The sequence below is a fragment of the Pseudomonas sp. HS6 genome, assembly GCF_023375815.1.
Lineage (GTDB): Bacteria > Pseudomonadota > Gammaproteobacteria > Pseudomonadales > Pseudomonadaceae > Aquipseudomonas.
On record NZ_CP067412.1, the window covers coordinates 3,671,061 to 3,697,168 of the forward strand.

Sequence of the window (26,108 nt, forward strand, 5' to 3'; positions counted from 1 at the left end):
TTCCCGCGCGCTGCGTGGGGAGGATCAGCGCAACAACACCGCTCGTCCCCTCTCCCTTCCCGCAGTTGAAATCCTCTCCACCACCCCCATATGAATGGGCATAAGGCATTTTCGCCCCGCAGTGTGGAGACTCTTCCCTTGACCACCATCGTTTCAGTCCGCCGCCACGGCAAAGTCGTCATGGGCGGCGACGGCCAGGTTTCTCTCGGCAACACCGTGATGAAAGGCAACGCGAAGAAAGTGCGTCGCCTGTACCACGGCCAGGTCATCGCCGGTTTCGCCGGTGCCACCGCCGACGCCTTTACCCTGTTCGAACGTTTCGAAGGCCAGCTCGAGAAACATCAGGGCCACCTGATCCGCGCCGCCGTCGAACTCGCGAAAGAATGGCGTACCGACCGCTCCCTGAGCCGCCTCGAAGCGATGCTCGCGGTCGCCAACAAGGACGCCTCGCTGATCATCACCGGCAACGGTGACGTGGTCGAACCGGAAAACGGCCTGATCGCCATGGGTTCCGGTGGCGGTTACGCCCAGGCTGCTGCCAGCGCGCTGCTGAAAAAGACCGATCTGTCGGCCCGCGAAATCGTCGAGACCGCTCTCGGGATTGCCGCCGACATCTGTGTATTCACCAACCACACTCAGACCATTGAGGAGCAGGATCTCGCTGAAGAAGCCTGAGTCGGCCCTGTGCCACGGCTTGTTTCTGCTTGAGGACCGTCAATTATTATGTCCATGACTCCCCGCGAAATCGTCCACGAACTCAATCGCCATATCATCGGCCAGGACGATGCCAAGCGCGCCGTCGCGATTGCCCTGCGCAATCGCTGGCGTCGCATGCAGCTGCCTGAAGAGCTGCGTGTTGAAGTGACCCCGAAGAACATCCTGATGATCGGCCCGACCGGTGTCGGTAAAACCGAGATCGCCCGTCGCCTGGCGAAACTGGCCAACGCGCCGTTCATCAAGGTCGAAGCGACCAAATTCACCGAAGTCGGCTACGTCGGCCGTGACGTCGAATCGATCATCCGTGATCTGGCCGATGCCGCGATCAAGATGCTGCGCGAGCAGGAAATGACCCGCGTTCGCCACCGTGCCGAAGACGCTGCCGAGGACCGCATCCTCGACGCGCTGCTGCCCCCGGCACGCATGGGCTTCAGCAACGAAGAAGCGCCGAGCCCGGACTCCAACACCCGTCAGCTGTTCCGCAAGCGCCTGCGCGAAGGTCAGCTGGACGACAAGGAAATCGAGATCGAAGTCGCCGAAATGGCCGGCATCGAGATCGCCACGCCGCCGGGCATGGAAGAGATGACCAACCAGCTTCAGTCCCTGTTCGCCAACATGGGCAAGGGCAAGAAGAAGTCGCGCAAGCTCAAGGTCAAGGAAGCGCTGAAACTGGTGCGCGATGAAGAAGCCGGTCGCCTGGTGAACGAAGAAGAGTTGAAGGCCAAGGCCCTGGAAGCGGTCGAGCAGCACGGCATCGTGTTCATCGACGAAATCGACAAGGTCGCCAAGCGCGGCAATGTCGGCGGCGCCGATGTGTCCCGTGAAGGCGTACAACGCGACCTGCTGCCGCTGATCGAAGGCTGCACCGTCAACACCAAGCTGGGTATGGTCAAGACCGACCACATCCTGTTCATCGCCTCCGGCGCGTTCCACCTGAGCAAGCCGAGCGACCTGGTGCCGGAGCTGCAAGGCCGCCTGCCGATCCGCGTCGAACTCAAGGCCCTGAGCCCGGAAGACTTCGAGCGCATCCTCAGCGAACCGCACGCCTCGCTTACCGAGCAATACTGCGCGCTGCTGAAGACCGAAGGCCTGAACATCCAGTTCCAGCCTGACGGCATCAAGCGTCTGGCGGAGATCGCCTGGCAGGTCAACGAGAAGACCGAGAACATCGGTGCCCGTCGTCTGCACACGCTGCTCGAGCGTCTGCTGGAAGAGGTGTCGTTCAGTGCCGGTGACCTGGCCAGCGCCCACGACGACAAGGCGATCCTGATCGACGCCGAGTACGTCAACAGCCACCTGGGTGAATTGGCGCAGAACGAAGATCTGTCCCGTTATATCCTGTAAGCCATACTTACAGTGGTCGTGAAACTGTGGGAGCCATCGGCTCCCACAATTTTTTCCACCTGACGGAACGCCGGCGATGACCCAACTCCCTACCGACATCAAACTGCACAAAGCCTCGAAAACCCTGTCGCTCAAATACGCGTCCGGCGAGGAGTACACCCTGCCCGCCGAATTCCTGCGCGTGCATTCCCCCTCCGCCGAGGTCCAGGGTCACGGCAAACCGATCCTGCAATTCGGCAAGCTGCACGTCGGCCTGAGCAAGGTAGAACCGGCCGGTCAGTACGCACTGAAACTGACCTTCGACGACGGTCACGACAGCGGCCTGTTCACCTGGGATTACCTCTACGAACTGGGGCGACGTTATGACGCACTCTGGGCGGATTATCTGGCCGAGCTCAAAGCCGCCGGCAAAACCCGCGACCCTGACGAGTCCGTCGTCAAGCTGATGCTCTAGTCCGCGCCTCGGACTGTTTAGAGGGCATTTTCTAAATTCATCTGTTTGAATGCTCCGCTAAAGCGGCCCGGGATCGGCTGCTTGCGAAAAAAATTAAACTCGGGTAACCAATGGAGCTGGCAAGTTCCCTGCAGTGCTCTACGACTGTAAAGCAGCTATGCAGAATCAACGGTCACCCGAGCAGTAGTACCTGGCATTGGCTGTGGAACTGCACAGCAGAAACCGGGTACTCGTCTCAGGACAATGGAGCGTCGTAGATGAGTAACAAGAATAACGATGATTTGAAGTACCAAGCCTCGGAAAACACCCTGGGGCTGAATCCTGTCGTTGGGCTTCGCGGAAAGGATCTGCTGGCCTCTGCTCGAATGGTGCTGACCCAGGCCATCAAACAACCGATCCATAGCGTCAAACACGTCACTCATTTCGGTCTCGAACTGAAGAACGTGCTGTTCGGCAAATCAGAACTGCAACCGGCTGGCGATGACCGTCGCTTTGCCGACCCGGCGTGGAGTCAGAACCCGCTGTACAAACGTTACCTGCAAACCTACCTGGCATGGCGCAAGGAACTCCATGCCTGGATCGACGACAGCAGCCTCTCGCCCAAAGACATTGCGCGCGGGCACTTCGTGATCAACCTGATGACCGAAGCCATGGCGCCGACCAACACGGCGGCCAATCCGGCGGCGGTCAAACGCTTCTTCGAGACCGGCGGCAAAAGCCTGCTCGACGGCCTCTCGCACCTGGCCAAGGATCTGGTACACAACGGCGGCATGCCGAGCCAGGTCAACATGGGCGCGTTCGAGGTCGGCAAGAGCCTGGGCGTGACAGAAGGCGCGGTGGTGTTTCGCAACGACGTGCTGGAGCTGATCCAGTACAAACCGATCACCGAGCAGGTGCACGAGCGCCCTCTGCTGGTCGTACCGCCACAGATCAACAAGTTCTACGTCTTCGACCTGAGCCCGGACAAGAGCCTGGCGCGCTTCTGCCTGCGCAACAATGTTCAGACCTTCATCGTCAGCTGGCGCAACCCGACCAAGGAACAGCGCGAGTGGGGCCTTTCGACCTACATCGAAGCCCTGAAGGAAGCGGTCGACGTGGTCACTGCGATCACCGGCAGCAAGGACGTCAACATGCTCGGCGCCTGCTCCGGCGGCATCACTTGCACCGCCCTGCTCGGCCACTACGCAGCGATCGGCGAGAACAAGGTCAACGCCCTGACCCTGCTGGTCAGCGTGCTCGACACCACCCTGGACAGCGACGTCGCGCTATTCGTCGACGAGCAGACCCTGGAGACCGCCAAGCGCCATTCGTATCAGGCCGGCGTGCTGGAAGGCAAAGACATGGCCAAGGTCTTCGCCTGGATGCGCCCGAACGATCTGATCTGGAACTACTGGGTCAACAACTACCTGCTCGGCAACGAGCCGCCGGTGTTCGACATCCTGTTCTGGAACAACGATACGACTCGACTGCCGGCCGCGTTCCACGGCGACCTGATCGAGATGTTCAAAAACAACCCACTGATCCGCCCGAATGCACTGGAAGTGTGCGGCACACCGATCGACCTCAAGCAGGTGACCGCCGACATCTTCTCGCTGGCCGGCACCAACGACCACATCACCCCGTGGAAGTCCTGCTACAAGTCGGCGCAGCTGTTTGGCGGCAAGGTGGAGTTCGTGCTGTCCAGCAGCGGGCATATCCAGAGCATTCTGAACCCGCCGGGCAACCCGAAATCGCGCTACATGACCAGCGAAGGGATGACCGCCAACGCCGACGAGTGGCAGGAAAACTCGACCAAGCACGCCGATTCCTGGTGGCTGCACTGGCAGGCGTGGCAAGCGGCGCGTTCGGGCGAGCTGAAAAAGGCGCCGACGAAACTGGGCAACAAAGCGTATCCGGCAGGCGAAGCATCGCCGGGCACTTACGTACACGAGCGGTAACCGACACCTGAAGAAACTGTGGGAGCGGGCTTGCCCGCGATAGCGGTATATCAGTCGACACATTGGCTGAAGCTGCCACCGTCATCGCGGGCAAGCCCGCTCCCACAGGGTTCGAGATGGAACATAGAATTTGCGACCCACAGGGCCTTGAAGCATGCCGCAACCGTTCATCTTTCGTACTGTCGAGCTGGATGGCCAGACCATCCGCACGGCGGTTCGCCCCGGCAAGCCTCACTTGACGCCCTTGCTGATTTTCAACGGCATCGGCGCCAACCTGGAGCTAGTGTTTCCTTTTGTCGCGGCGCTGGACCCGGACCTGGAAGTGATCGCCTTCGACGTGCCCGGTGTCGGTGGTTCTTCGACGCCGAGACGACCGTATCGCTTTCCGGGACTGGCGAAACTCACTGCACGGATGCTCGACTACCTCGACTATGGACAGGTCAATGTGATCGGCGTGTCCTGGGGTGGTGCGCTGGCGCAGCAGTTCGCCTATGACTATCCCGAGCGCTGCAAGAAGCTGGTACTGGCAGCGACGGCGGCGGGCGCGGTGATGGTGCCGGGCAAGCCGAAGGTGCTGTGGATGATGGCCAGTCCGCGGCGCTACATCCAGCCGTCCCATGTGATCCGCATCGCCCCGATGATCTACGGTGGCTCGTTCCGCCGCGACCCGACACTCGCCGCCAGCCATGCGGCCAAGGTGCGTTCGGCGGGCAAGCTCGGTTACTACTGGCAACTGTTCGCGGGCCTTGGCTGGACCAGCATTCACTGGCTGCACAAGATCCATCAGCCGACCCTGGTGTTGGCCGGCGACGACGATCCGCTGATCCCGCTGATCAACATGCGCATGCTGGCCTGGCGGATTCCCAACGCCCAGTTGCACATCATCGATGATGGTCATCTGTTCCTGATCACCCGGGCCGAAGCTGTGGCGCCGATCATCATGAAGTTCCTCCAGGAGGAACGTCTTCGTGCAGTGATGCACCCCCACCCGACACCGCTGGGCGGATAACCGGCCCGGTCCGGTTTTCTGGACAGCTCCTTGCAGAGCTCTTTGAACATGCGTGGCAGGACGCCGCGCAGGCAACAACCCACAACAGCGTCTATGGTGTTCTGGTTCGGTGTGTTTGTTTTTGGCCTGAAGACGAAGGAGTGTTGAGTCATGCGCGACAAACCCGCGACGGGCGTAGTGCCCAGTCCCGCCGTTTTCATCAATGCACAAAGTGCAATGACCGGCCTGCGAGGCCGCGACCTGATTTCGACGTTGCGCAGCGTAGCCGCCCATGGCCTGCGCAACCCGATTCACAGCGCGAGGCACGCGTTGAAACTCGGTGGCGCGCTCGGACGCGTGCTGCTCGGCGAAACCCTGCACCCGACCAACCCCAATGACAGCCGCTTCGCCGACCCAGCCTGGAGCCTCAACCCGTTCTATCGACGGAGCCTGCAGGCTTATCTGAGCTGGCAGAAACAGGTCAAGCACTGGATCGACGACAGCAGCATGAGCGATGACGATCGCGCCCGCGCGCACTTCGCTTTTTCCCTGATCAACGACGCCGTGGCGCCCTCCAACACGCTGCTCAATCCGCTGGCAATCAAGGAGTTGTTCAACTCCGGCGGCCACAGTCTGGTGCGTGGTTTGAGCCATCTGTTCGATGACTTGCTGCACAACGATGGCCTGCCGCGCCAGGTGACCAAGCAGGCGTTCGAAGTCGGCAAGACCGTCGCCACCACCACCGGCTCGGTGGTGTTTCGCAACGAAATGCTCGAGCTGATCCAGTACAAGCCGATGAGCGAAAAGCAGTATTCGAAACCGCTGCTGGTGGTGCCGCCGCAAATCAACAAGTACTACATTTTCGATCTGAGCCCGAACAACAGCTTCGTCCAGTACGCCCTGAAGAACGGCTTGCAGACCTTCATGATCAGTTGGCGCAACCCGGACGTGCGTCACCGCGAATGGGGCCTGTCGACCTACGTCGAAGCCGTGGAAGAGGCCATGAACATCTGCCGGGCGATCACCGGCGCCCGCGAGGTCAACCTGATGGGCGCCTGCGCCGGCGGGCTGACCATCGCCGCGTTGCAGGGACATTTGCAGGCCAAACGGCAGTTGCGCCGAATCTCCAGCGCGACTTATCTGGTGAGCCTGCTGGACAGCCAGATCGACTCTCCGGCGACACTGTTCGCCGACGAACAGACCCTCGAAGCGGCCAAGCGCCGTTCCTATCAGAAAGGCGTGCTGGACGGTCGCGACATGGCCAAGGTGTTCGCCTGGATGCGTCCCAACGATCTGATCTGGAGCTACTTCGTCAACAACTACCTGCTGGGCAAGGAGCCGCCGGCGTTCGACATCCTCTACTGGAACAACGACAGCACCCGTCTGCCCGCCGCGTTTCATGGCGATCTGCTGGACTTCTTCAAGCACAACCCGCTGATTCATTCGGGCGGCCTGGAAGTCTGCGGCACGCCGATCGACCTGCAGAAAGTCACGGTCGACAGTTTCAGTGTGGCCGGCATGAACGACCACATCACGCCGTGGGACGCGGTGTATCGCTCGACCCTGCTGCTGGGTGGCGAGCGGCGTTTCGTGCTGTCCAACAGCGGCCACGTGCAGAGCATTCTCAACCCACCAAATAATCCCAAGGCCAACTTCGTCGAAAACGGCAAGATGAGCAGCGACCCGCGCGCCTGGTATTACGACGCGAAAAAAGTCGACGGCAGCTGGTGGCCGCAGTGGCTGGAATGGGTTCAGCAGCGCTCCGGCACCCTGCGCGAAACCCAGATGGCCCTTGGCAACGCGAACTATCCACCGATGGAGGCGGCGCCCGGCACTTACGTGCGCGTGCGCTGACCGGCCCCAACCGCCCTTTAAGAAGACTGGATGAAAACAAGCGAACGGATCCTCGAATGTGCCCTGCAGTTGTTCAACGAAAAGGGCGAGCCGAACGTCTCCACCATGGAGGTTGCCAATGAAATGGGGATCAGCCCCGGCAACCTCTACTACCACTTTCACGGCAAGGAGCCGCTGATCCTCGGGCTGTTCGAGCGCTTCCAGAACGAACTGGCGCCGCTGCTCGACCCGCCTGCCGATGCCGAGTTGGCGCCGGAGGATTACTGGCTGTTCCTGCACCTGATCGTCGAGCGGCTGGCGCAGTACCGGTTCCTGTTCCAGGACCTGTCGAACCTGGCCGGACGGCTGCCGAAACTGGCCAAGGGTATTCGAAACTTTCTCAACGTCCTGAAGCGCACCCTGGCGTCATTACTGGCACGGTTGAAGGCGTCGGGGCAGTTGGTCAGTGATACCCAGGCGTTGGGGCAACTGGTGGAGCAGATCACCATGACGTTGTTGTTTTCGCTGGACTATCAGCGGATTCTTGATCGTGAAGGGGAAGTGAGGCTGGTGGTTTATCAGATCATGATGTTGGTGGCGCCGCATCTGTTGCCGCCGGTGAAGGTGGCTACGGAGAGGATGGCTTTGCAATATCTCGAAGATCACGAGTGAGTCAGGTAGATCGCTGCCCTCACCCTAGCCCTCCCGAAACGTCGGACCGCCCGGAGGGAGAGGGGACTGACCGTGGGATGCTCGGGAATTACGCCGACGTGAAAGTGCTGTGTTGAATCCATAATCGACTGTTTTTTTCAGGTCGATGTATAACGCGAGACACCTCGGTCAGTTCCCTCTCCCTCGGGGCGGTCCGACGTTTCGGGAGGGCTAGGGTGAGGGGGCTCTTGGATCAGACATACAAAAACGCCCGACCTTCACAGGCCGGGCGTTTTCTTGAGCCCTGAAAATCAGGACTGGCTGGTTGGCGTCGACGGAGTCGATGCAACAGTCGAAGCTGGCGCCGGAGTTGGAGCCGAGGCGGAGTTCGACGTGCTTGCCAGTGCAGCCGGTACTGCTACCGGTTTCGGCGCAGCGGCTTTCGGCGCGGCCGGTTTTTTCACAGCAGGTTTTTTCGCCGCAGCCGGTTTGGCGGCAGGCTTGGCAGCGGGTTTGGCGGCAGCGGTTTTCGCTGCTGGCTTGGCCGCTGGTTTTGCAGCAGGTTTGGCGGCGGCCTTGGCGGCAACCGGTTTGGCCGCGGCTTTCGCTGCTGGCTTGGCGGCTGCGGTTTTGGCCGCTGGCTTGGCGGCGGCTTTCGCTGCAGGTTTAGCGGTGGCCTTGGCCAATGGCTTGGCAGCAGGTTTTGCCGCCGGTTTTGCCGCTGCGGTTTTGGCCGCCACAGGTTGGGTTTTCAGGCCGGTGAGCTTTTCGATCTGCTTGGTCAGGGTATCGACCTTCTTGTGCAGATCCTTCACCTCGTTGCGGCTCGGTACGCCCAGGCGCGAAATCGCACTGTTCAGGCGCTTGTCGAAAGCCCCTTCCAGTTGATCCCACGTGCCCAGCGCGCGATCTTTCACGCCGCTGATGCGCGACTTGGCCGAGCTTGCAGAGTCCTTGGCAGCATCGACTGTCTTGCCGACTGCAGCCTTGGTGAGCTTCTCGGCTTTCTCGCCGTCTTTGACCAATGTATCGAAGAGCTTGCTGCCGTCAGTGTCGATCTTCGAGTACACGCCTAAACCAGCCAGCCAGATCTTGCGGGAGTAGTCTTCGACTTTCCCGATCCACGAGCTGCCTTCTTTATCGGTGTTCTTTTTACCAGCCATCCCGTTCTCCTTAAGATTTACGCGCGACGCGTTCGAGCAATGCCGTCAGCTCATCGAGCTTAGCAGAGAGTGCCTCAACGTCATGTTTAGACGGAATGCCGATACGATTCAAGGCACTGGCGACACGCGTGTCGAACGCCTTCTCGACCTTGTCGAGCTGAACTTCGACGCGGCCTTTGAAAGAGCTGACTTCGTGCTTGGCTTCATCGATCTCGGCGTTGGCCGCTTCGAGTTTTTCGGTGACGGCTTTTTTGCCTTTCTTTTCAACAGTTTGACCAGCCTTGATCAACTCCTGAAAGTACTCGCTGCCCTCCTGACCGACCTTGGTGTAGGCACCCAGGCCTGCCAGCCAGATCTTGCGGGCATAGGATTTGACGTCGCTCAGAGCAGAAGTCGAGGCGTCGATTTTTTTCTTCAAAATAACTTTGGCCATGGTGCACCTCACGCGCAGAAGGTTTGAGGAACTGCCCGGACGTGTGTCGGGCTCAGGCACAAAGTAGGGAGAAAAATTAGAAACGGCACCCTAACAACTGACATATAAGGCAGGTGCACCACAAAGAAAAAGGGGAGCCCGAAGCTCCCCCTCTGTTCTGTTCAGACCAGCGCCTTGTCCAGCGCCTTCTCGATCTCGGCTTTGATCATGCCGCTCATGGCCGACATCATCAGGCCCAGTTCCACGTCAACGCGAATCGAATCCTCGGCCACGTGCACCGCGCCCTTCACACCCGAACGCTTGAGGTTCAGGGTGTCGCCCGCCCACTGCGGCTCCAGGCCATACTGATCGGACAGTTTCTGCGCCAGCTTGTCGGCTTTCTCGCGGGCAACTTCCTTGCCCAGGCTGTGGGCACGCTCAACACTGATATGGGCCATTGAATGACTCCTGCTTTTTGAATGGGGCTATGAATGCCTGCAACGAATCTTGACCGCCACTGCGGCAAATCGTCCCGAAGGTTGCCCATCTTACCTTTAGCCATTCCAAGACAAAGCATGGCTTGGGGATTAGAATGTCGCGCATTCTCTTTTGGTGACAGCGATATGACTGATCAGCGCAAAGGCAGCGATGCCGAACCCACCACTCACTTCGGCTTCAAAAACGTTCCGGAAAGCCAGAAAGCGGAAAAAGTCGCTGAGGTGTTCCACTCCGTAGCCGCCAAGTACGACCTGATGAACGACCTTCTGTCGGGCGGCATGCACCGTCTGTGGAAGCGTTTCGCGATCGAACTGTCGGGCGTGCGCGCAGGCAACCGCGTGCTGGACATCGCCGGCGGCACCGGCGACCTGACCAAAAAATTCTCGCACCTGGTCGGCCCGACCGGTCAGGTGGTACTGGCCGACATCAACGAATCCATGCTCAAGGTCGGTCGTGACCGCCTGCTGGATGTCGGCGTGTCGGGCAACGTCGAGTTCGTCCAGGCCGACGCTGAAAAACTGCCGTTTCCGGACAACCATTTCGACTGCGTGACCATCGCCTTCGGCCTGCGCAACGTGACGCACAAGGAAGACGCCCTGCGCTCGATGCTGCGCGTACTCAAGCCCGGTGGTCGCCTGCTGGTGCTGGAGTTCTCCAAGCCGACCAACGCGCTGATGTCCAAGGCCTACGACGCCTACTCGTTCGCCTTCATGCCGCTGATGGGCAAGCTGATCACCAACGACTCGGAAAGCTATCGTTACCTGGCCGAATCGATCCGCATGCACCCGAATCAGGAAACCCTGAAGTCGATGATGGTCGACGCCGGTTTCGACCGCGTGACCTATCACAACATGACCGCAGGCATCGTCGCCCTGCACCGCGGCATCAAACCCTGATGCTGCTGACCGGGCTGCTCGCCAGCGTCGAACTCGGCCTGAACCGCGTGCTGCGTCTCGACAGCACGGCGCTGCCGCGACTGGCGCATCTGACCGGCAAGGTGATTGCCGTGGATTGCCGCAGCCCGGCGCTGCAACTGTTCATCCTGCCGAGTGACGAAGGCCTGATGCTGGCGTCCCACTGGGAAACCGGCGTCGACTGCACCCTGCGCGCCCCGGCGTCGAGCCTGGTGAAACTGGCCCTGAGCAAGGACAAGACCGCGGTGCTGCACGCACCGGAAGTCGAACTCGACGGCGACAGCGGCGTGCTGCTGGAACTGGCGGGCGTGCTGCAGGATCTCGAGCTGGACTGGGAGTACGAACTCTCGCGCTGGCTGGGACCTGTCGCCACGCAACTGGTCGGCGGTCACCTGCGCAGCCGCGCTCGCTGGTATCAACAAGGATTTGCCAGCCTCAACCAGAACCTCGCCGAATACCTGGCTGAAGAATCGCGCACCCTCGTCGGGCAGCGCGAAGCCGAAGCCCGTTTCAGCGAACTGGACCGGATCAAACTCGATCTGGAACGTCTCGAGGCGCGCTTCGAGCGCCTTTCCCGATCCCTCGACCCAAGCGATAACGCATGAAGCTGCTCGCCGTCCGCCGTCTGTTGCGCATCCAGCGCGTCGTGATCCGCTACCGCCTCGATGACCTGCTGTTCGACCTGCCCTTGCCGTGGTTCCTGCTGGCGCTGCGCTACGCCTTGCCATGGCGCTGGTTCCCGCGCAAGCCGCTGGACCTGAGCCGTGGCGCACGCCTGCGCCTGGCGTTGCAGGACTTGGGGCCGATCTTCATCAAGTTCGGGCAGATTCTCTCGACCCGCCGCGACCTGCTGCCGGAAGACATCGCCGATGAGCTGATGCGGTTGCAGGACCGCGTGCCGCCGTTCGATTCGCAGCTGTCGGTCAAGCTGATCGAAGAACAGCTGGGCAAGAAGATCAGCGAGGTGTTCAGCCGCTTCGACGTCGAACCGCTGGCCTCGGCCTCGGTCGCGCAGGTGCATGCCGCGCAGTTGAAGACCGGCGAAGAAGTGGTGGTCAAGGTGATCCGCCCGGGCCTGAAACCGATCATCGCGCAGGATCTGGCGTGGCTGTTCATCCTCGCCCGCGCGGCCGAAAAGGTCTCCGCCGACGCCCGCCTGCTGCACCCGGTGGAAGTGGTCAGCGACTACGAAAAAACCATCTACGACGAACTCGACCTGTTGCGCGAGGCGGCCAACGCCAGCCAGTTGAAGCGCAACTTCGAAGGCTCGCCGCTGCTCTACGTGCCGCAAGTCTATTGGGACTGGTGCCGGCCGAAAGTGCTGGTGATGGAGCGCATCTACGGGATTCAGGTGACGGACCTGGCGACCCTCGCCGACCAACGCACCGACATGAAAATGCTCGCCGAACGCGGCGTGGAGATCTTCTTCACCCAGGTGTTCCGCGACAGCTTCTTCCACGCCGACATGCACCCGGGCAACATCTTCGTCAGCACCGTCAACCCGTGGAGCCCGCAGTACATTGCGATCGACTGCGGCATCGTCGGCAGCCTGACCCCGGAAGACCAGGATTATCTGGCGCGCAACCTGTTCGCCTTCTTCAAGCGCGACTACCGCCGCGTGGCGCAATTGCACATCGATTCGGGCTGGGTGCCGGCGGAAACCAAGCTCAACGAATTCGAAGCGGCGATCCGTACCGTGTGCGAACCGATCTTCGAAAAACCGTTAAAAGATATTTCATTTGGCCAGGTGCTGATGCGCCTGTTCCAGACCGCGCGCCGCTTCAACATGGAAGTGCAGCCGCAACTCGTTTTGCTGCAAAAGACCTTGCTGAACATCGAAGGCCTGGGCCGTCAGCTGTACCCCGACCTGGATCTGTGGAACACCGCGCAGCCGTTCCTCGAACGCTGGATGCGCGAACGCGTCAGCCCGAAAGCCTTGATCGGCAACGTCCAGAGCCAGTTCGAACAGCTGCCGCACCTGGCCAACATGGCCCGCGACCTGCTCGAACGCATGTCCCAGCCCCACGCCAACGACCCACCACCGCCATGGCACAAACGCAAGGACGACTGGTTCCTGCGCCTGCTTGGCAGTGCCCATCTGGCGGGCGGCACAATCCTCGCCGCCGGTGGCCCGCTGAATGAACTGGGGCATTGGCCCGCCGGAATCATGGTGGCAGTCGGCTTGTATCTGGTCGTTCGCCGATAGCCAGTTCCGCGATCGGCTGGCACACTGTTTCAACGCCTGAACCCGACTATTGAAGTGTGGGTTCGCTGTCGGAGTCGAAGATGAAAAACTGGCTGGACGAGATCAAGTGGGACGCCGATGGCCTGGTGCCGGCGATTGCCCAGGATCACAAGACCGGACGCGTGCTGATGATGGCCTGGATGAACCGCGAAGCCCTGGAGCTGACCGCATCCGAAAACCGTGCCATCTACTGGTCACGTTCCCGTGGCAAGCTGTGGCGCAAGGGCGAAGAGTCCGGCCATGTGCAGACCTTGCATGAAATGCGTCTGGACTGCGACGCCGACGTGATCATCCTGATGGTCGAACAGATTGGCGACATCGCTTGCCATACTGGCCGTCAGAGCTGCTTCTACCGCGTCTTCGAAAACGGCGACTGGAAAACGGTCGACCCGGTCTTGAAAGACCCGCACGCAATCTACTCCGCAGGACACAAACATGAGTGACACCCTGACCCGCCTCGCTCAGGTGCTTGAAGAGCGCAAGGGCGCTGCTGCCGACAGTTCGTATGTGGCTAGTCTGTATCACAAGGGCTTGAACAAGATTCTGGAAAAGGTCGGCGAAGAGTCGGTCGAAACGATCATTGCCGCCAAGGACGCCGCCGTCAGTGGCGACTGCAGCGATGTGATCTACGAGACTGCCGACCTGTGGTTCCACAGCATGGTCATGCTCGCCCAACTGGGGCAGCATCCGCAGGCAGTGCTGGATGAACTGGATCGCCGTTTCGGCCTGTCCGGACACGTCGAGAAAGCCTCGCGTCCGTCCGCCTGAACAACTATTAGAGAGGAACAGCAACATGGGCATTTTTGACTGGAAACACTGGATCGTCATTCTGGTTGTCGTGGTACTGGTGTTCGGTACAAAGAAACTGAAAAACCTCGGCACCGACGTCGGCGAATCGATCAAGGGCTTCCGTAAAGCCATGAACGACGACGAAAAACCGGCCGATCCGACCGTCACGCCTGCGCAACCGGTGCCATCGGTACAGCCGCAAGCCACCGCTCAGGCCAACCCGCCGCACACCATCGACGTGCAGGCGCAGAAAGTCGAAGAGCCGATCCGCAAAGACGTGTGAGCACTGACTAATGTTTGGTATCAGCTTCTCTGAACTGCTGCTCGTCGGCCTCGTTGCCCTGCTGGTGCTGGGCCCCGAACGTTTGCCGGGCGCTGCGCGCACCGCTGGCCTGTGGGTCGGGCGACTGAAGCGCAGCTTCAACGCGATCAAACAGGAAGTTGAACGTGAAATCGGTGCCGACGAAATCCGTCGGCAACTGCACAACGAACACATTCTGTCGCTGGAGCAGGAGGCGCGGAAGATTTTCACGCCACCGGTTCAGCAGGAGCCGACGCCAGTGCAGCCAGTCGCAGAGCAGACGCCAACGCAGCCTGTGGCAGAGCAAACGATTCATGCACCGACAGCTAACGTCGGGCATGTCTCTGCTGCGGCCGCCGAAACTGCACCGGTGATGAAGCCGATTGAACCCGTTGCTCCAGCCGCCGCGCCAACCACGCCGGCCCCTCACGACCCAACATTGCCGCCGCGAGCCCCATGAGCGATCTCCCCGAAAACGACCAGCACATGCCGCTGGTTTCGCACCTCACCGAGTTGCGCACCCGCCTGCTGCGTTGCGTCGCGGCGATCTTCATCATCTTCGCCGGGCTGTTCTCCTTTACCCAGCAGATCTACACCTTCGTCTCGACGCCGCTGCGCAGTTACTTGCCGGCCGGCGCGACGATGATCGCCACCGACGTGTCGTCGCCGTTCCTGACGCCGCTGAAGCTGACGATGATGGTGTCGCTGTTCCTGGCGATCCCGGTGATCCTGCACCAGATCTGGGGCTTCATCGCGCCAGGCCTGTACAAGCACGAGAAGCGTGTCGCAGTACCGTTGCTGATCTCCAGCATCCTGCTGTTCTACACCGGCATGGCATTCGCGTATTACTTCGTGTTCCCGCTGATCTTCAAGTTCTTCGCCTCGGCCACCCCGGCCGGCGTGGAAATGATGACCGACATCACCAGTTACCTCGACTTCGTGATGACGCTGTTCTTTGCCTTTGGCGTGGCGTTCGAAATCCCGGTGGCCGTGGTGCTGCTGGTGTGGATCGGCGTGGTCGATGTCAAATACCTGAAGAAGATCCGCCCGTACGTGATCATCGGCTGCTTCGTGGTCGGCATGATCCTGACCCCGCCGGACATCTTCTCCCAGACCCTGCTGGCCGTGCCGATGTGGATGCTGTTTGAAATCGGCATCCTGTTCGGCAGCCTGGTCAGCAAGCGCGAGCGCCCGGACGAAACTGTCGACGACCATAACGACCAGCCGCCAGCGACGCAGCCATGAACCTGCTGTTGCTCGAAGAGGCCGATTTCATAGCGGCCGACCGCGTCGTGCTGCGTGATCGGCGCTTGACCCACATGCAGGAAGTCCACCGTTCGGAAGTCGGGGACAGCCTGCGGGTCGGGCGCATCGGCGGGTTGATGGGTTCAGCCGAGCTGCTGCGCCTGGAAGCGGGCGAAGCCGAACTGCGGGTCACCCTCGATCAGCCACCGCCGGCCAAACTGCCGCTGACCCTGGTACTCGCCCTGCCACGCCCGAAGATGCTGCGACGGGTATTCCAGACCGTGGCGACCATGGGCGTGCCGAAGGTGATTCTGGTCAACAGCTATCGCGTCGAGAAGAGCTTCTGGCAAACGCCGTTTCTTGAACCGGAAGCGATTCGCGAGAATTTGATCCTCGGCCTCGAACAGGCCCGCGATACCGTGCTGCCGGAAATCATCATCGAGAAGCGCTTCAAGCCGTTCGTCGAAGATCGCCTGCCGGCCATCACCGACGGCACCCTCGGCCTGGTCGGCCATCCGGGCAACTTCCCGCCCTGCCCGCGCGCCCTGAACGAACCGGTGACCCTGGCCATCGGCCCCGAGGGTGGCTGGATTCCCTACGAAATCGACCTGCTGGGCAAATCCGGCCTGCAACCGGTGCAACTCGGTGATCGCATCCTGCGCGTCGAAACCGCCGTCACTGCCCTGCTCGCCCGCCTGTTCTGAACCGCTCTGGCGCCATTCGGCGCCAGACAAATTGCGTTACAGATTGCCATCATCCAGCCGATACAGTCTCCATAAGTCCAATTAGTGGTCCGAGGGGAGTCGTCGCATGTACCGTTGGTTAGCCGAGAATCTGGGAAACGTCAGCGTCAAACGCAAGCTGGGCATCGGTTTCGGCCTGGTGCTGTTGCTGACCCTGTTGATCACCTTCACCGGCTGGACCGGCATGAGCGGCATCATCAGCCGCGGTGACAAACTCGGTTTCATCTCCAGCCTCAACGAGCTGACCAAGGACCTGCGCCTGGCGCGTCTGGACTACGAGATGCGCCGTGGCGAACAAGGCCCGGGCGCAGTCAACGACCTGCTCGGCAAGCTCGACAGCGGTCTGCAAACCGCCCGCAAAGAGATCGAACAACCGGCCGACGCAGCGATGGTCGATCAGCAACTGGCCGCCGTGGCCGAATACAAACGCGCCTTCGCTGACATGACCCAGGCCACCGCCCTGCGCGAAGACGCCCGCAGCAAACTCGGCGCCACCGCCGACAATGCCGTGGCCAAGGTCGCCGAAGTCGAAAAATCCTTGTTGCAGGGCGACAGCGTTGCGCAGTTCAACGCGGTGATCGACCTCAGCAAACTAATCCAGCAGGCCCGCTTCCAGGTGCGCGGCTACACCTACAGCGCCAAGGCCGAGGCTGAACAACCGGCCCTCGACGCCATCGACAACGCCCTGAAAAACCTCGAGACCCTGCCGGCCAAACTGCCGGAACAGCACATCGCCAACCTGCAACAGGCCACCGAGTCGCTGAAAGCCTATCGCGCCGCCGTCAGCCTGTTCCGCGATTCGCAGGTTGCCAGCGCCAAGGCGCTGACCCGCATGTCGACCCAGGGCGACCTGTTGATGGACCTCAGCAAGAAACTCACCGACTCCCAGACCATCGTCCGTGACACCGATGCCGCCAGCGCCAAGAACCAGCTGCTGATCGCCACTCTGCTGGCCGTGGCCTTCGGCCTGCTGGCCGCCTGGGCGATCACCCGGCAGATCATCATCCCGCTGGAACAGACCCTGAAAGTTGCCGAGCGCGTGGCCGCCGGTGACCTGACCCACAACCTGATCTCCCAGCGCCGCGACGAACTCGGCCAGTTACAACGTTCGATGCAGAGCATGACTCAAGGCCTTCGCGAATTGATCGGCGGCATCAGCGACGGCGTCACCCAGATCGCCAGCGCCGCCGAAGAACTGTCGGCCGTGACCGAGCAGACCAGCGCCGGCGTGAACAATCAGAAAATCGAGACCGATCAGGTCGCCACCGCCATGAACGAAATGGCCGCCACCGTGCAGGAAGTCGCGCGCAACGCCGAGGAAGCTTCGGAAGCGGCCGTCGCCGCTGACCAACAGGCCCGCGAAGGCGACAAAGTGGTCGGCGAAGCCATCGCCCAGATCGAACGCCTGGCCACTGAAGTCGGCCACTCCACCGAAGCCATGGGCGAGCTCAAGCGCGAAAGCGACAAGATCGGCAGCGTGCTCGACGTGATCAAATCCGTGGCCCAGCAAACCAACCTGCTGGCCCTCAACGCCGCCATCGAAGCGGCGCGCGCCGGTGAAGCCGGACGTGGTTTCGCGGTGGTTGCTGACGAAGTGCGCAGCCTCGCGCAACGCACCCAAAAGTCCACCGAAGAAATCGAAGAGCTGATCGTTGGCCTGCAGAACGGCACCCAGCAAGTGGCGACGATCATGGACAACAGCCGCACGCTGACCCAGAGCAGCGTGGAGCTGACCCGCCGTGCCGGTGGTTCGCTGGAAAACATCACGCGTACCGTGTCGGCGATTCAGGCGATGAACCAGCAGATCGCTGCAGCCGCCGAGCAGCAAAGTGCCGTGGCCGAAGAGATCAACCGTAGCGTGCTGAACGTGCGGGATGTATCGGATCAGACGTCGGCGGCGAGTGAAGAGACGGCGGCTTCCAGCGTCGAGCTGGCGCGCCTGGGCACTCACCTGCAAACGTTGGTGGGACGCTTCAAGGTTTGAGTGGATGCATCGGCCTCGGTTCGCTGTGAACCGAGGTGATGCTATCGCTGGCAAGCCAGCTCCCACAGAATTTGTGTTGATCACAAAAGTTGTGTTCAACCCGTTCACTGTGGGAGCTGGCTTGCCAGCGATGGCGTCCGAGAGAACGCTGCAGTTACAGAACCTGACGCAGGAAAGCCTGGGCCCGAGGATCCTTCGGTGCTTCGAAGAACTCGGCCGGCGAGGCGTCTTCCAGCAGTTTGCCGTGATCGAAGAACAGCACTCGATCCGCCACTTCCCGGGCAAAGCCCATTTCGTGAGTCACGCAGACCATGGTCATGCCTTCCACGGCCAGGTTCTTCATCACGTCCAGCACTTCACCGACCATTTCCGGGTCGAGGGCCGAGGTCGGCTCATCGAACAGCATGACCTTCGGGTCCATCGCCAGCGCCCGGGCAATCGCCACACGCTGTTGCTGACCGCCGGACAGACGTGAAGGGTATTCGCGGGCCTTTTGTGCAATACCAACCTTTTCCAGCAACGCCAGGGCTTTGGCCTCGCTTTCCTTCTGGCCGCGCTTGCGCACGACTTTCTGCGCCAGGCACAGGTTCTCCAGCACGGTCATGTGCGGGAACAGATTGAAATGCTGGAACACCATGCCGACTTCGCGGCGGTAGGCATTGACGTCGGTTTTCGGGTCGGCCAGTTGCAGGCCGTCGATGCTCACCGAGCCGGAATCGAATTCCTCAAGACCATTGAGGCAACGCAGGAAGGTCGACTTGCCGGAACCGGACGGACCGATCACCACCAGCACCTCGCCCTTGGCGACGGAAGTGGTGACGTTATCCACAGCCCGGACCACTTGCCCACGGGTGTCGAAAACTTTTACCAGATCGCGGACTTCAATCACTTTGCGCGAGCCTCCGCTCAAGCCGGCTGGCGATTTTCGACAGCGGCAGGTTGATCAACAGGTACAGGCCGGCAACGCAGAACAGGATTTCGAACGGCGAAAACGAGGTAGTGATGACTTCACGGCCGCTTTTCAGCAGCTCGGTGATGGCGATCACCGACACCAGCGAGGTGTCTTTCACCAGACTGATGAACTGCCCCGCCAGCGGTGGCAGCACACGCTTCAAGGCTTGCGGCAGCACCACATGACGCATCGACTGGCCAGCGCTCAGACCGAGTGAACGCGCCGCTTCATTCTGCCCACGGGCAATCGACTGCACGCCGGAACGGATGATTTCCGCCACATAGGCGCCGGTAAACAGCGACAGCGCAGCGATCCCGGCGAACTCCCGGGACAGGTTCATCACCGTGCCGATAAAGAAGTAGAAAATGAAGATCTGCACCAGCAGCGGCGTACCGCGCACCAGTTCGACATAGATCGTCGACAGGTCGCGCAGGGTCGGGTTGCTCGACAGCCGGCACAGCCCGGTCGCCAGACCGATCAACAGCCCAAGCACGCCGGAGACCACCGACAGCCAAAGCGTCGTCCACAGACCCCACAGCAGCGGACCCGCCGCCCAATGTCGGGTAACACCTACGACGTCACCCTCGGCCACATCATCGCCCTGGGCGAATTGCAGGCTGTTTTCGTCGACGGTCAGGTGCTGCTCGTCACCGGCATCGTTGCGCAGGGTGACTTGCGCGCTGCCGCCCTTGCGCACCAGTTCGCTGACGGTGGAAATGTCGGTGGCGCGCTGGGTTTCCTCGGCCTGATAGGCGAAGTACTGCGGCACGCGGTTCCAGCGCCATTCGTAGGACATCAGCGACGTGGCGTAATACAGCGCGCCGGCCAGGCCGATCAGCACCAGCACAGTCAGGACGTGCCAGGGCCATTGGGCTTTTTTCTGTTTCATTGGATTTGCAGGTTCCGGATTCTGTGTCGCCTGGAAGGGCCTCATCGCGGGCAAGCCCGCTCCCACAGAATTTCAAGCGGGCACATATTCTGTGCTCACACCAAACCTGTGGGAGCGGGCTTGCCCGCGATTGGAGCTACGAGGTCAGTCTGACCTGCGCTTATTCCATGTCCTTGAGCCACTCGGTGCTCTTGAACCACTTGTCATGGATGCGATCGTAGGTGCCGTCTTCGTGGATCTGGCGCAGGAAGTTGTTGATGAAGTTGATGCTGTCGTAATCACCCTTCTTCAAGCCGAAGGCCAGCGGCTCGTAGGTGAACGGCTTGTCGAGGAACACCAGCTTGCCGGCGCCGACCTTGTTCACTGCAACGACGTTGTACGGGGCGTCGTAGATGAAGGCGTCGGCCTTGCCGTTGACCACGTCGAGCACGGCTTCCTGCTCGTTGTCGTAGCCATGGTATTTGGCCTTGGCGATCAGCTTCTTGGCGACCATTTCGCCGGTGGTGCCGAGCTTGGAGGTGATGCGGTAGTCGGCGGTGTTCAGGTCTTTATAGGACTTGATGGTGCCTTCCAGCTCCTTGCGGATCAGCAGGGTCTGGCCGACCACGATGAACGGTTCGCTGAAGTTCAGGCGCAGGTTGCGTTCCTGGGTCAGGGTCATGCCGCTGCCGATCATGTCGAACTTGTCGGTCATCAGCGCCGGGATGATGCCGTCGTAACCGGTCGAAACCAGCTCCAGCTTGACGCCCATGGCCTTGGACATGGCTTTGAGGATGTCGACTTCGAAACCGATGATCTCGCCGCGCTTGTTGGTCATTTCGAACGGCATGTAGGTCGGGTCCATCCCGACTTTCAAGGTGCCGCGCTTGACCGCGTCATCGATTGCCCCGGCCTGCGCCGCATTGACTGCAACCAGTGCCGTGACGCCGACCAGCAGCATCGACAGATACTTCTTCATCTTCAAGTCCCCAAAACCATTGCGTTTGCGGCGCGAAAACCGACAGAGGTGGACAAGATTGTCCGGGTGCGCCAATTCGGGGACGGATGCTAACGCACTCGATTTTTTGCACAAGGTTTAATGGGGGATTTGTTTAACATTCAAGGGCCACCCCTCACCCCAGCCCTCCCGAAACGTCGGACCGCCCGTAGGGAGAGGGGGCCGACCGAGGTGTCTTGCGCTATACATCGACCTGAAATGTCGAGTCGATTATGGATTCAACAGAGCAAGATCAGGTCGGCGTACCTCTGAAGCATCCCCCAATCAGTTCCCTCTCCCTTTGGGAGAGGGTTAGGCGGGCGGCGTTCCGATGAGGGGCTTTTCAGCAGGCAAAAAAAACCCCGCTATCTAAGCGGGGTTTCTTCATCAGGCCGGCTGCGCCTGCAAGCTCAAAGGCTTGAGCGGTAACAGCGGCGCATGCGGATCAGCTTTCACCGATGCCCGCCACGCGTCCAGCCACTCGGCGTGACCTTCGGCCCACACCTGCTCGTGCAGACGGGCCAGGGCCACCGGGTCGCTCAGCAGTTGCAGACGATCATGGTTGTTCAACCCGGCCGGGCCGACCTTGATCGCGTGACGCACACGCTCCTGACGCAGCCACTCGATCGGCTCGGCCTCACCGTGACGCGAGGTCGCCAGCGAGCACGCCAGGGCGTTCTGCTGCGGATCGACCACGGCGCGGACGAAGCCGTCGTTCAGCGCGTGCCAGCGGTTTTCGTGGGTGTACTGATCGGTAGCCAGCAGCGCCTGTGGCGGATTGTATTCCTCGGGGATGAGGAACAGGCTCTCGTCACGGGATTTGAGGCCCAGGCCCACACGGCTGGAAATTACCGATACCGGAATCGACAGCATCAGCGAACCGACAATCGGCACCAGCCACCACAGGAAGCTCGGGTTCAGCCAGATCACCAGCAGCGCCCAGAAGAAGCCCAGCAGGGTCTGCGGGCCGTGGCGCTTGACCGCTTCGCTCCATGGCGTGGAGTCGTCGTCACGCTGCGGCGAGTTCCAGGTCGCGGCCCAGCCGAGGAACGCGGCGAGGACGAAACGGGTGTGGAATATCATCCGCACCGGTGCCAGCAGCATGGAGAACAGCATCTCCAGCAGCATCGACAGGGTCACTTTGAACTTGCCGCCGAACTCTTTCGCGCCCTTGGCCCAGATCAGGATGATGCTCAACAGCTTCGGCAGGAACAGCAGCACGATGGTCGTCGAGAACAGTGCGACCGCTTTATCCGGATGCCATTGCGGCCACAGCGGATAGAGCTGACGGGGCTCCATGAAATACTGCGGTTCCATCAGCGTGTTGACCGCCAGCAGCGCGGTCGATAGCACCAGGAAGAAGAACCACAACGGCGCCGACAGGTAAGACATCACGCCGGTCAGGAACACCGCACGGTGCACCGGGTGCATGCCTTTTACCAGGAACAGGCGGAAGTTCATCAGGTTGCCGTGGCACCAGCGACGGTCACGCTTGAGTTCGTCGAGCAGGTTCGGCGGCAGTTCTTCGTAGCTGCCCGGCAGATCGTAGGCAATCCACACGCCCCAGCCGGCACGGCGCATCAGCGCAGCTTCAACGAAGTCGTGAGAGAGGATCGCACCGGAGAACGCACCTTTGCCCGGCAACGGCGCCAGGGCGCAGTGGTCGATGAACGGCTTCATGCGGATGATCGCGTTGTGACCCCAGTAGTGGGATTCACCCAGCTGCCAGAAGTGCAGGCCGGCAGTAAACAGCGGACCGTAAACGCGAGTGGCGAACTGCTGCATGCGTGCATACAGCGTGTCCATGCCCGAGGCACGCGGCGCGGTCTGGATGATACCGGCGTCCGGCGTGGCCTCCATCAGGCGCACCAGACTGGTCAGGCACTCGCCGCTCATCACCGAGTCGGCGTCGAGCACGACCATGTACTTGTAGTCAGCGCCCCAGCGACGGCAGAAGTCGTCGAGGTTGCCACTCTTGCGTTTGACGCGACGACGACGACGGCGATAGAAGATCTTGCCGAAGCCCTTGGCTTCACGGCAGACGTCCAGCCAGGCCTGTTGCTCGGCGACGCAGATATCGGTGTCGTTACTGTCGCTGAGCACGAAGAAGTCGAAGCGATCCAGGTCACCCGTGGCCGCCACCGACTCGAACGTCGCGCGCAGACCGGCGAACACCCGAGGCACATCTTCGTTGCAGATCGGCATTACCAGTGCGGTACGCGCATCTTTCGGAATCGGCTCGTTGCCGGCGCTTTTGCCGGAGATCCGGTACTTATCGTGACCAGTGAGCAATTCGAGAAAGCCCATCAGCGCGGTCCAGAAACCGGCCGATACCCAGCAGAACAGAATCCCGAACATGATCAGGATGCTGGTTTGCAGCGCATACGGCAGCACTTGCGTGGCAGTTTGCAGCAGCGGTTGATGCAGGACTTCTTCCAGATCGACGAACGACCAGCCTTGGTACGGCATGATGCCTTTCATGTACCAGCCGGCAACGATGGTCTGACCGAGCATCAGGATCAGCAAAATGTAGCGACGGATCGAACCAACGGTGCGCCAGCGCGCAGCAGGCAGCACGTTTTCGTCTTTTGGCGGTTGCGGCGGATTGGTCCGGCCAGTCAGGCGGCGCCAGCCACGCACCAGAATATTGGTGCGCCACGGCTCCGGCACGACCTTGGTCCGACGAATCGGCGGTGTGGCCTTGAGACGAACTCGACCGCTGGCGTCCACGCCTAGCATTTCCGCGTCTTCCAGCTCTTCGGCGGTGCTCAGGGTCAGGCGCTTGCCCACCGAAGCCTGGGCGGCTTCGGTCGGAGCGTCGAACGTCGAGGACGACAGGCGTTCATGCAATTCGCTGAAGGACTGGCAGCCCGCGAGTTCCGCGCGCTGCTCGTCGGTCATCGGCAGATGCGCCAGGTACTCGGACAGAGTCTCTGGCTGTACTTGAGAGTTACTCATCGGCAGGCAACTGATAGCTCCAGGTCTCGGTCAGGACTTCTTCAGTCGATGCCGATTCCGGTGTGGCTGGGGCCGCGTCCGCAGCCGCTGGCTGCTTGGCGTCTTTGTTGGCCTTGTCCTTGGCGTCTGCCGCTGGCTTGGCGTCGGCCTGTTTGGCTTCGGCGGCCTTGGCTTCCTTGTCGGCTTTCTCTTGTTGCTTGGCGGCGACCTTGTCGGCCTTGGCAACCGAGGAGTTGGAAGCCGGCAGCGAGGTCTTGGCCAGATCGGCCGGGACGATGTTCTGTACCAGTGCGGCACGCATCTCGGTCGACTTGCTCGCGTCCTTGATCTTCATCCGCAGGGTCAGGCGCCAGCCCTTGGTTTCAGGGTTGTAGCGCACGCTGTTCTCGACTACTTCGGCGTTGTCGCCGACGCTGACCTGGCTGCGAACGTCCGCATCCGGGGCCAGGGCAGCCAGGGACGGACCTTCGAAGTCAACCAGGTAGGCAACGCTGCCATCCGGCTGACGGATCAGGTTCGATTGCTTGACGTCACCGGTCGAACGCAGAGTCTGCTTGACCCAGGCGCTGTCCGGCGCGTGAATCGCCGCTTCGTCCATGGTCCAGTGCATGCGGTAGGCGAAGTCCAGCGGCTGGCCTGGCTCCGGCAGTTTTTCCGGGTTCCAGAACGCAACGATGTTGTCGTTGGTTTCGTCGGCGGTCGGGATCTCGACCAAGTCGACGGTGCCTTTGCCCCAGTCGCCCTTCGGCTCGATCCAGGCGCTTGGACGCTTGTCGTAGCGGTCGTCGAGATCTTCGTAGTGGCTGAAGTCACGGCCACGTTGCAGCAGACCGAAACCACGCGGGTTTTCGACGCTGAACTGGCTGACTGCCAAATGTTTAGGGTTGTTCAGTGGACGCCAGATCCACTCGCCGTTGCCGGCATGGATCGACAGACCGCTGGAGTCGTGCAGTTCGCGACGGTAGTTGAGCACTTTCGACGGCTGGTTGGCGCCGAACAGGAACATGCTGGTCAGCGGCGCGACGCCGAGCTTGCCAACCTTGTCACGCAGGTACATCTGGCCTTTGACGTCGACGATGGTGTCGCTGCCCGGGCGCAGAATCAGACGGTAGGCGCCAGTGGCGCGCGGCGAATCCAGCAGGGCGAAGATCACCAGGTGCTTGTCACCCGGCTTCGGCTGCTGAATCCAGAACTCGCGAAAACGCGGGAATTCTTCGCCGGACGGCAAAGCGGTATCGATCGCCAAGCCACGGGCCGACAGACCGTAAGTGTGACCCTTGCCGACGACACGGAAATAGCTCGCGCCCAGCATGGTCATGATTTCGTCTTGCTTGTCAGCCTTGTTGATCGGGTACAGCACACGGAAACCGGCATAGCCCAGTTGTTCGGTGGCCTTCGGATCGAACTGCAGATCGCCGAAATCGAAACGGCTCGGATCGTATTTGATCTCTTCGACGGTGTTCGCGGTGATTTCGTTGATTTTCACCGGCGTATCGAAGTGCATGCCCTGATGATAGAAGGACAGCTTGAACGGGTTCTTCTGGTCGGCCCATTCGGCTTTTTCGGTGCGGAAACGAATCTTTTGATAGTCCGCGAATTTCATGTCACGGAATTCGTTCGGCAGGTTGCTGCGCGGGGCTTCGAACTTCTGCCCGGCCAGCTCTTTAGCCTTGGCCGACACATCGTCAAGATTGAATGCCCAAAGCTGGCCGGCGCTGAGCAGGCACAGAAGTGCCGAGCCCGCTACCAGAGCGCTGCGCAAGCGTTTGGCAGACAATTTTGCTGCATTACAGGGACTAACAATCACGAGCAACCCTCGCCGAAAACAGATCAATAAACCAACGGCCAGATGAAGTGCCTGTGAGGGATACGGTACAAAAAAACCGACCTTGCAGGGCACTCTTGCCAAGTTGGCGAGCATTGTTCCGACTCCGCTGGGTCAAAATGATTCCCCAATCGGATCCGGACAAGTCTCTACCTAAGTCAAAATGGACCAACGAACGCTGATCCCCGTAGCGCGCGATTATCTAGTAGCCCGCGTGACAACGCATCAGGGGTAACAAAGTATTTATCGCGAAAATTCCCTGTTTTCAGTCGAAAAGCCCTTAAAAAGAT

25 protein-coding genes are annotated in these 26,108 nt (G+C 60.8%); 17 read left to right on the plus strand and 8 right to left on the minus strand.

Annotated elements, in window-relative coordinates:
• Window positions 1–138: 138 nt before the first annotated feature.
• The 7 genes from hslV (at window position 139) to JJN09_RS16550 (ending at window position 7,945) form a co-directional block, all read left to right on the plus strand.
• Window positions 139–675 (plus strand): ATP-dependent protease subunit HslV, encoded by a 537-nt coding sequence (gene hslV, locus JJN09_RS16520; RefSeq protein WP_003220875.1) that lies wholly within the window; start codon window positions 139–141, stop codon window positions 673–675.
• Window positions 676–723: 48 nt separating this feature from the next.
• Window positions 724–2,061 carry an ATP-dependent protease ATPase subunit HslU gene (gene hslU / locus JJN09_RS16525; RefSeq protein WP_096819927.1) on the plus strand — a complete coding sequence of 446 codons (1,338 nt, stop codon included), beginning with the start codon at window positions 724–726 and terminating at the stop codon, window positions 2,059–2,061.
• 76 nt (window positions 2,062–2,137) lie between these two features.
• A complete protein-coding gene (locus JJN09_RS16530) occupies window positions 2,138–2,515 on the plus strand; it encodes a gamma-butyrobetaine hydroxylase-like domain-containing protein (protein WP_102620210.1) in 378 nt (125 codons plus the stop codon).
• Window positions 2,516–2,772: 257 nt separating this feature from the next.
• Complete coding sequence (gene phaC, locus JJN09_RS16535; RefSeq protein WP_249482676.1) at window positions 2,773–4,452, plus strand: class II poly(R)-hydroxyalkanoic acid synthase; 1,680 nt, start codon at window positions 2,773–2,775, stop codon at window positions 4,450–4,452.
• Window positions 4,453–4,606: 154 nt separating this feature from the next.
• Window positions 4,607–5,461 (plus strand): poly(3-hydroxyalkanoate) depolymerase, encoded by an 855-nt coding sequence (gene phaZ, locus JJN09_RS16540; protein ID WP_085732561.1) that lies wholly within the window; start codon window positions 4,607–4,609, stop codon window positions 5,459–5,461.
• 150 nt (window positions 5,462–5,611) lie between these two features.
• Window positions 5,612–7,294 (plus strand): class II poly(R)-hydroxyalkanoic acid synthase, encoded by a 1,683-nt coding sequence (gene phaC, locus JJN09_RS16545; RefSeq protein ID WP_249482677.1) that lies wholly within the window; start codon window positions 5,612–5,614, stop codon window positions 7,292–7,294.
• 30 nt (window positions 7,295–7,324) lie between these two features.
• Window positions 7,325–7,945, plus strand: a complete 621-nt coding sequence (locus JJN09_RS16550; protein WP_249482678.1) for a TetR/AcrR family transcriptional regulator — start codon at window positions 7,325–7,327, stop codon at window positions 7,943–7,945.
• A gap of 290 nt (window positions 7,946–8,235) precedes the next feature.
• Here JJN09_RS16550 and JJN09_RS16555 read toward each other — a convergent pair whose 3' ends face one another.
• The 3 genes from JJN09_RS16555 to JJN09_RS16565 all read right to left on the minus strand — a co-directional run bounded on the left by JJN09_RS16555 (window position 8,236) and on the right by JJN09_RS16565 (window position 9,957).
• A complete protein-coding gene (locus tag JJN09_RS16555) occupies window positions 8,236–9,087 on the minus strand; it encodes a phasin family protein (protein ID WP_249482679.1) in 852 nt (283 codons plus the stop codon).
• Window positions 9,088–9,097: 10 nt separating this feature from the next.
• On the minus strand, window positions 9,098–9,520 hold the full coding sequence (locus tag JJN09_RS16560) for a phasin family protein (RefSeq protein WP_085732557.1): 423 nt from the start codon (window positions 9,518–9,520) through the stop codon (window positions 9,098–9,100).
• Between the two features lie 161 nt (window positions 9,521–9,681).
• The gene (locus JJN09_RS16565; protein WP_085711042.1) at window positions 9,682–9,957 is read right to left on the minus strand and encodes a polyhydroxyalkanoic acid system family protein; all 276 of its coding nucleotides are present in this window, start codon (window positions 9,955–9,957) and stop codon (window positions 9,682–9,684) included.
• Between the two features lie 165 nt (window positions 9,958–10,122).
• Between JJN09_RS16565 and ubiE the strand changes: the two genes are divergently transcribed.
• The 10 genes from ubiE (at window position 10,123) to JJN09_RS16615 (ending at window position 18,218) form a co-directional block, all read left to right on the plus strand.
• Window positions 10,123–10,893 (plus strand): bifunctional demethylmenaquinone methyltransferase/2-methoxy-6-polyprenyl-1,4-benzoquinol methylase UbiE, encoded by a 771-nt coding sequence (gene ubiE, locus JJN09_RS16570; RefSeq protein ID WP_007952418.1) that lies wholly within the window; start codon window positions 10,123–10,125, stop codon window positions 10,891–10,893.
• A complete protein-coding gene (locus JJN09_RS16575) occupies window positions 10,893–11,516 on the plus strand; it encodes an SCP2 domain-containing protein (RefSeq protein ID WP_007952419.1) in 624 nt (207 codons plus the stop codon). Before ubiE ends, JJN09_RS16575 begins: the two co-directional genes overlap by 1 nt.
• Window positions 11,513–13,117, plus strand: a complete 1,605-nt coding sequence (gene ubiB, locus JJN09_RS16580; protein ID WP_249482680.1) for a ubiquinone biosynthesis regulatory protein kinase UbiB — start codon at window positions 11,513–11,515, stop codon at window positions 13,115–13,117. The genes JJN09_RS16575 and ubiB overlap by 4 nt, the downstream gene beginning before the upstream one ends.
• A gap of 80 nt (window positions 13,118–13,197) precedes the next feature.
• Window positions 13,198–13,599 (plus strand): phosphoribosyl-AMP cyclohydrolase, encoded by a 402-nt coding sequence (hisI, locus tag JJN09_RS16585; protein WP_025110285.1) that lies wholly within the window; start codon window positions 13,198–13,200, stop codon window positions 13,597–13,599.
• On the plus strand, window positions 13,592–13,924 hold the full coding sequence (locus JJN09_RS16590) for a phosphoribosyl-ATP diphosphatase (RefSeq protein ID WP_007952422.1): 333 nt from the start codon (window positions 13,592–13,594) through the stop codon (window positions 13,922–13,924). Before hisI ends, JJN09_RS16590 begins: the two co-directional genes overlap by 8 nt.
• Before the next feature lie 25 nt (window positions 13,925–13,949).
• On the plus strand, window positions 13,950–14,228 hold the full coding sequence (locus tag JJN09_RS16595; protein WP_249482681.1) for a twin-arginine translocase TatA/TatE family subunit: 279 nt from the start codon (window positions 13,950–13,952) through the stop codon (window positions 14,226–14,228).
• A 10-nt stretch (window positions 14,229–14,238) separates the two neighbouring features.
• Window positions 14,239–14,706 (plus strand): Sec-independent protein translocase protein TatB, encoded by a 468-nt coding sequence (gene tatB / locus JJN09_RS16600; RefSeq protein WP_249482682.1) that lies wholly within the window; start codon window positions 14,239–14,241, stop codon window positions 14,704–14,706.
• Entirely contained in the window at window positions 14,685–15,491 is an 807-nt protein-coding gene (gene tatC, locus JJN09_RS16605) for a twin-arginine translocase subunit TatC (protein WP_249490818.1), read from the plus strand. The genes tatB and tatC overlap by 22 nt, the downstream gene beginning before the upstream one ends.
• Window positions 15,488–16,195, plus strand: coding sequence for a 16S rRNA (uracil(1498)-N(3))-methyltransferase (locus JJN09_RS16610; RefSeq protein WP_249482683.1), 708 nt, complete (start codon window positions 15,488–15,490; stop codon window positions 16,193–16,195). Before tatC ends, JJN09_RS16610 begins: the two co-directional genes overlap by 4 nt.
• A gap of 106 nt (window positions 16,196–16,301) precedes the next feature.
• On the plus strand, window positions 16,302–18,218 hold the full coding sequence (locus tag JJN09_RS16615) for a methyl-accepting chemotaxis protein (RefSeq protein WP_249482684.1): 1,917 nt from the start codon (window positions 16,302–16,304) through the stop codon (window positions 18,216–18,218).
• Window positions 18,219–18,372: 154 nt separating this feature from the next.
• Here JJN09_RS16615 and JJN09_RS16620 read toward each other — a convergent pair whose 3' ends face one another.
• The 5 genes from JJN09_RS16620 to JJN09_RS16640 all read right to left on the minus strand — a co-directional run bounded on the left by JJN09_RS16620 (window position 18,373) and on the right by JJN09_RS16640 (window position 25,800).
• Window positions 18,373–19,107 (minus strand): amino acid ABC transporter ATP-binding protein, encoded by a 735-nt coding sequence (locus JJN09_RS16620; RefSeq protein ID WP_249482685.1) that lies wholly within the window; start codon window positions 19,105–19,107, stop codon window positions 18,373–18,375.
• The gene (locus tag JJN09_RS16625; RefSeq protein WP_249482686.1) at window positions 19,100–20,059 is read right to left on the minus strand and encodes an amino acid ABC transporter permease; all 960 of its coding nucleotides are present in this window, start codon (window positions 20,057–20,059) and stop codon (window positions 19,100–19,102) included. Before JJN09_RS16625 ends, JJN09_RS16620 begins: the two co-directional genes overlap by 8 nt.
• A 160-nt stretch (window positions 20,060–20,219) precedes the next feature.
• The gene (locus JJN09_RS16630) at window positions 20,220–21,017 is read right to left on the minus strand and encodes a transporter substrate-binding domain-containing protein (protein ID WP_249482687.1); all 798 of its coding nucleotides are present in this window, start codon (window positions 21,015–21,017) and stop codon (window positions 20,220–20,222) included.
• A 405-nt stretch (window positions 21,018–21,422) separates the two neighbouring features.
• Entirely contained in the window at window positions 21,423–23,993 is a 2,571-nt protein-coding gene (gene mdoH, locus JJN09_RS16635) for a glucans biosynthesis glucosyltransferase MdoH (protein ID WP_249482688.1), read from the minus strand.
• On the minus strand, window positions 23,986–25,800 hold the full coding sequence (locus JJN09_RS16640; protein WP_302851890.1) for a glucan biosynthesis protein G: 1,815 nt from the start codon (window positions 25,798–25,800) through the stop codon (window positions 23,986–23,988). Before JJN09_RS16640 ends, mdoH begins: the two co-directional genes overlap by 8 nt.
• Between the last annotated feature and the right edge of the window lie 308 nt (window positions 25,801–26,108).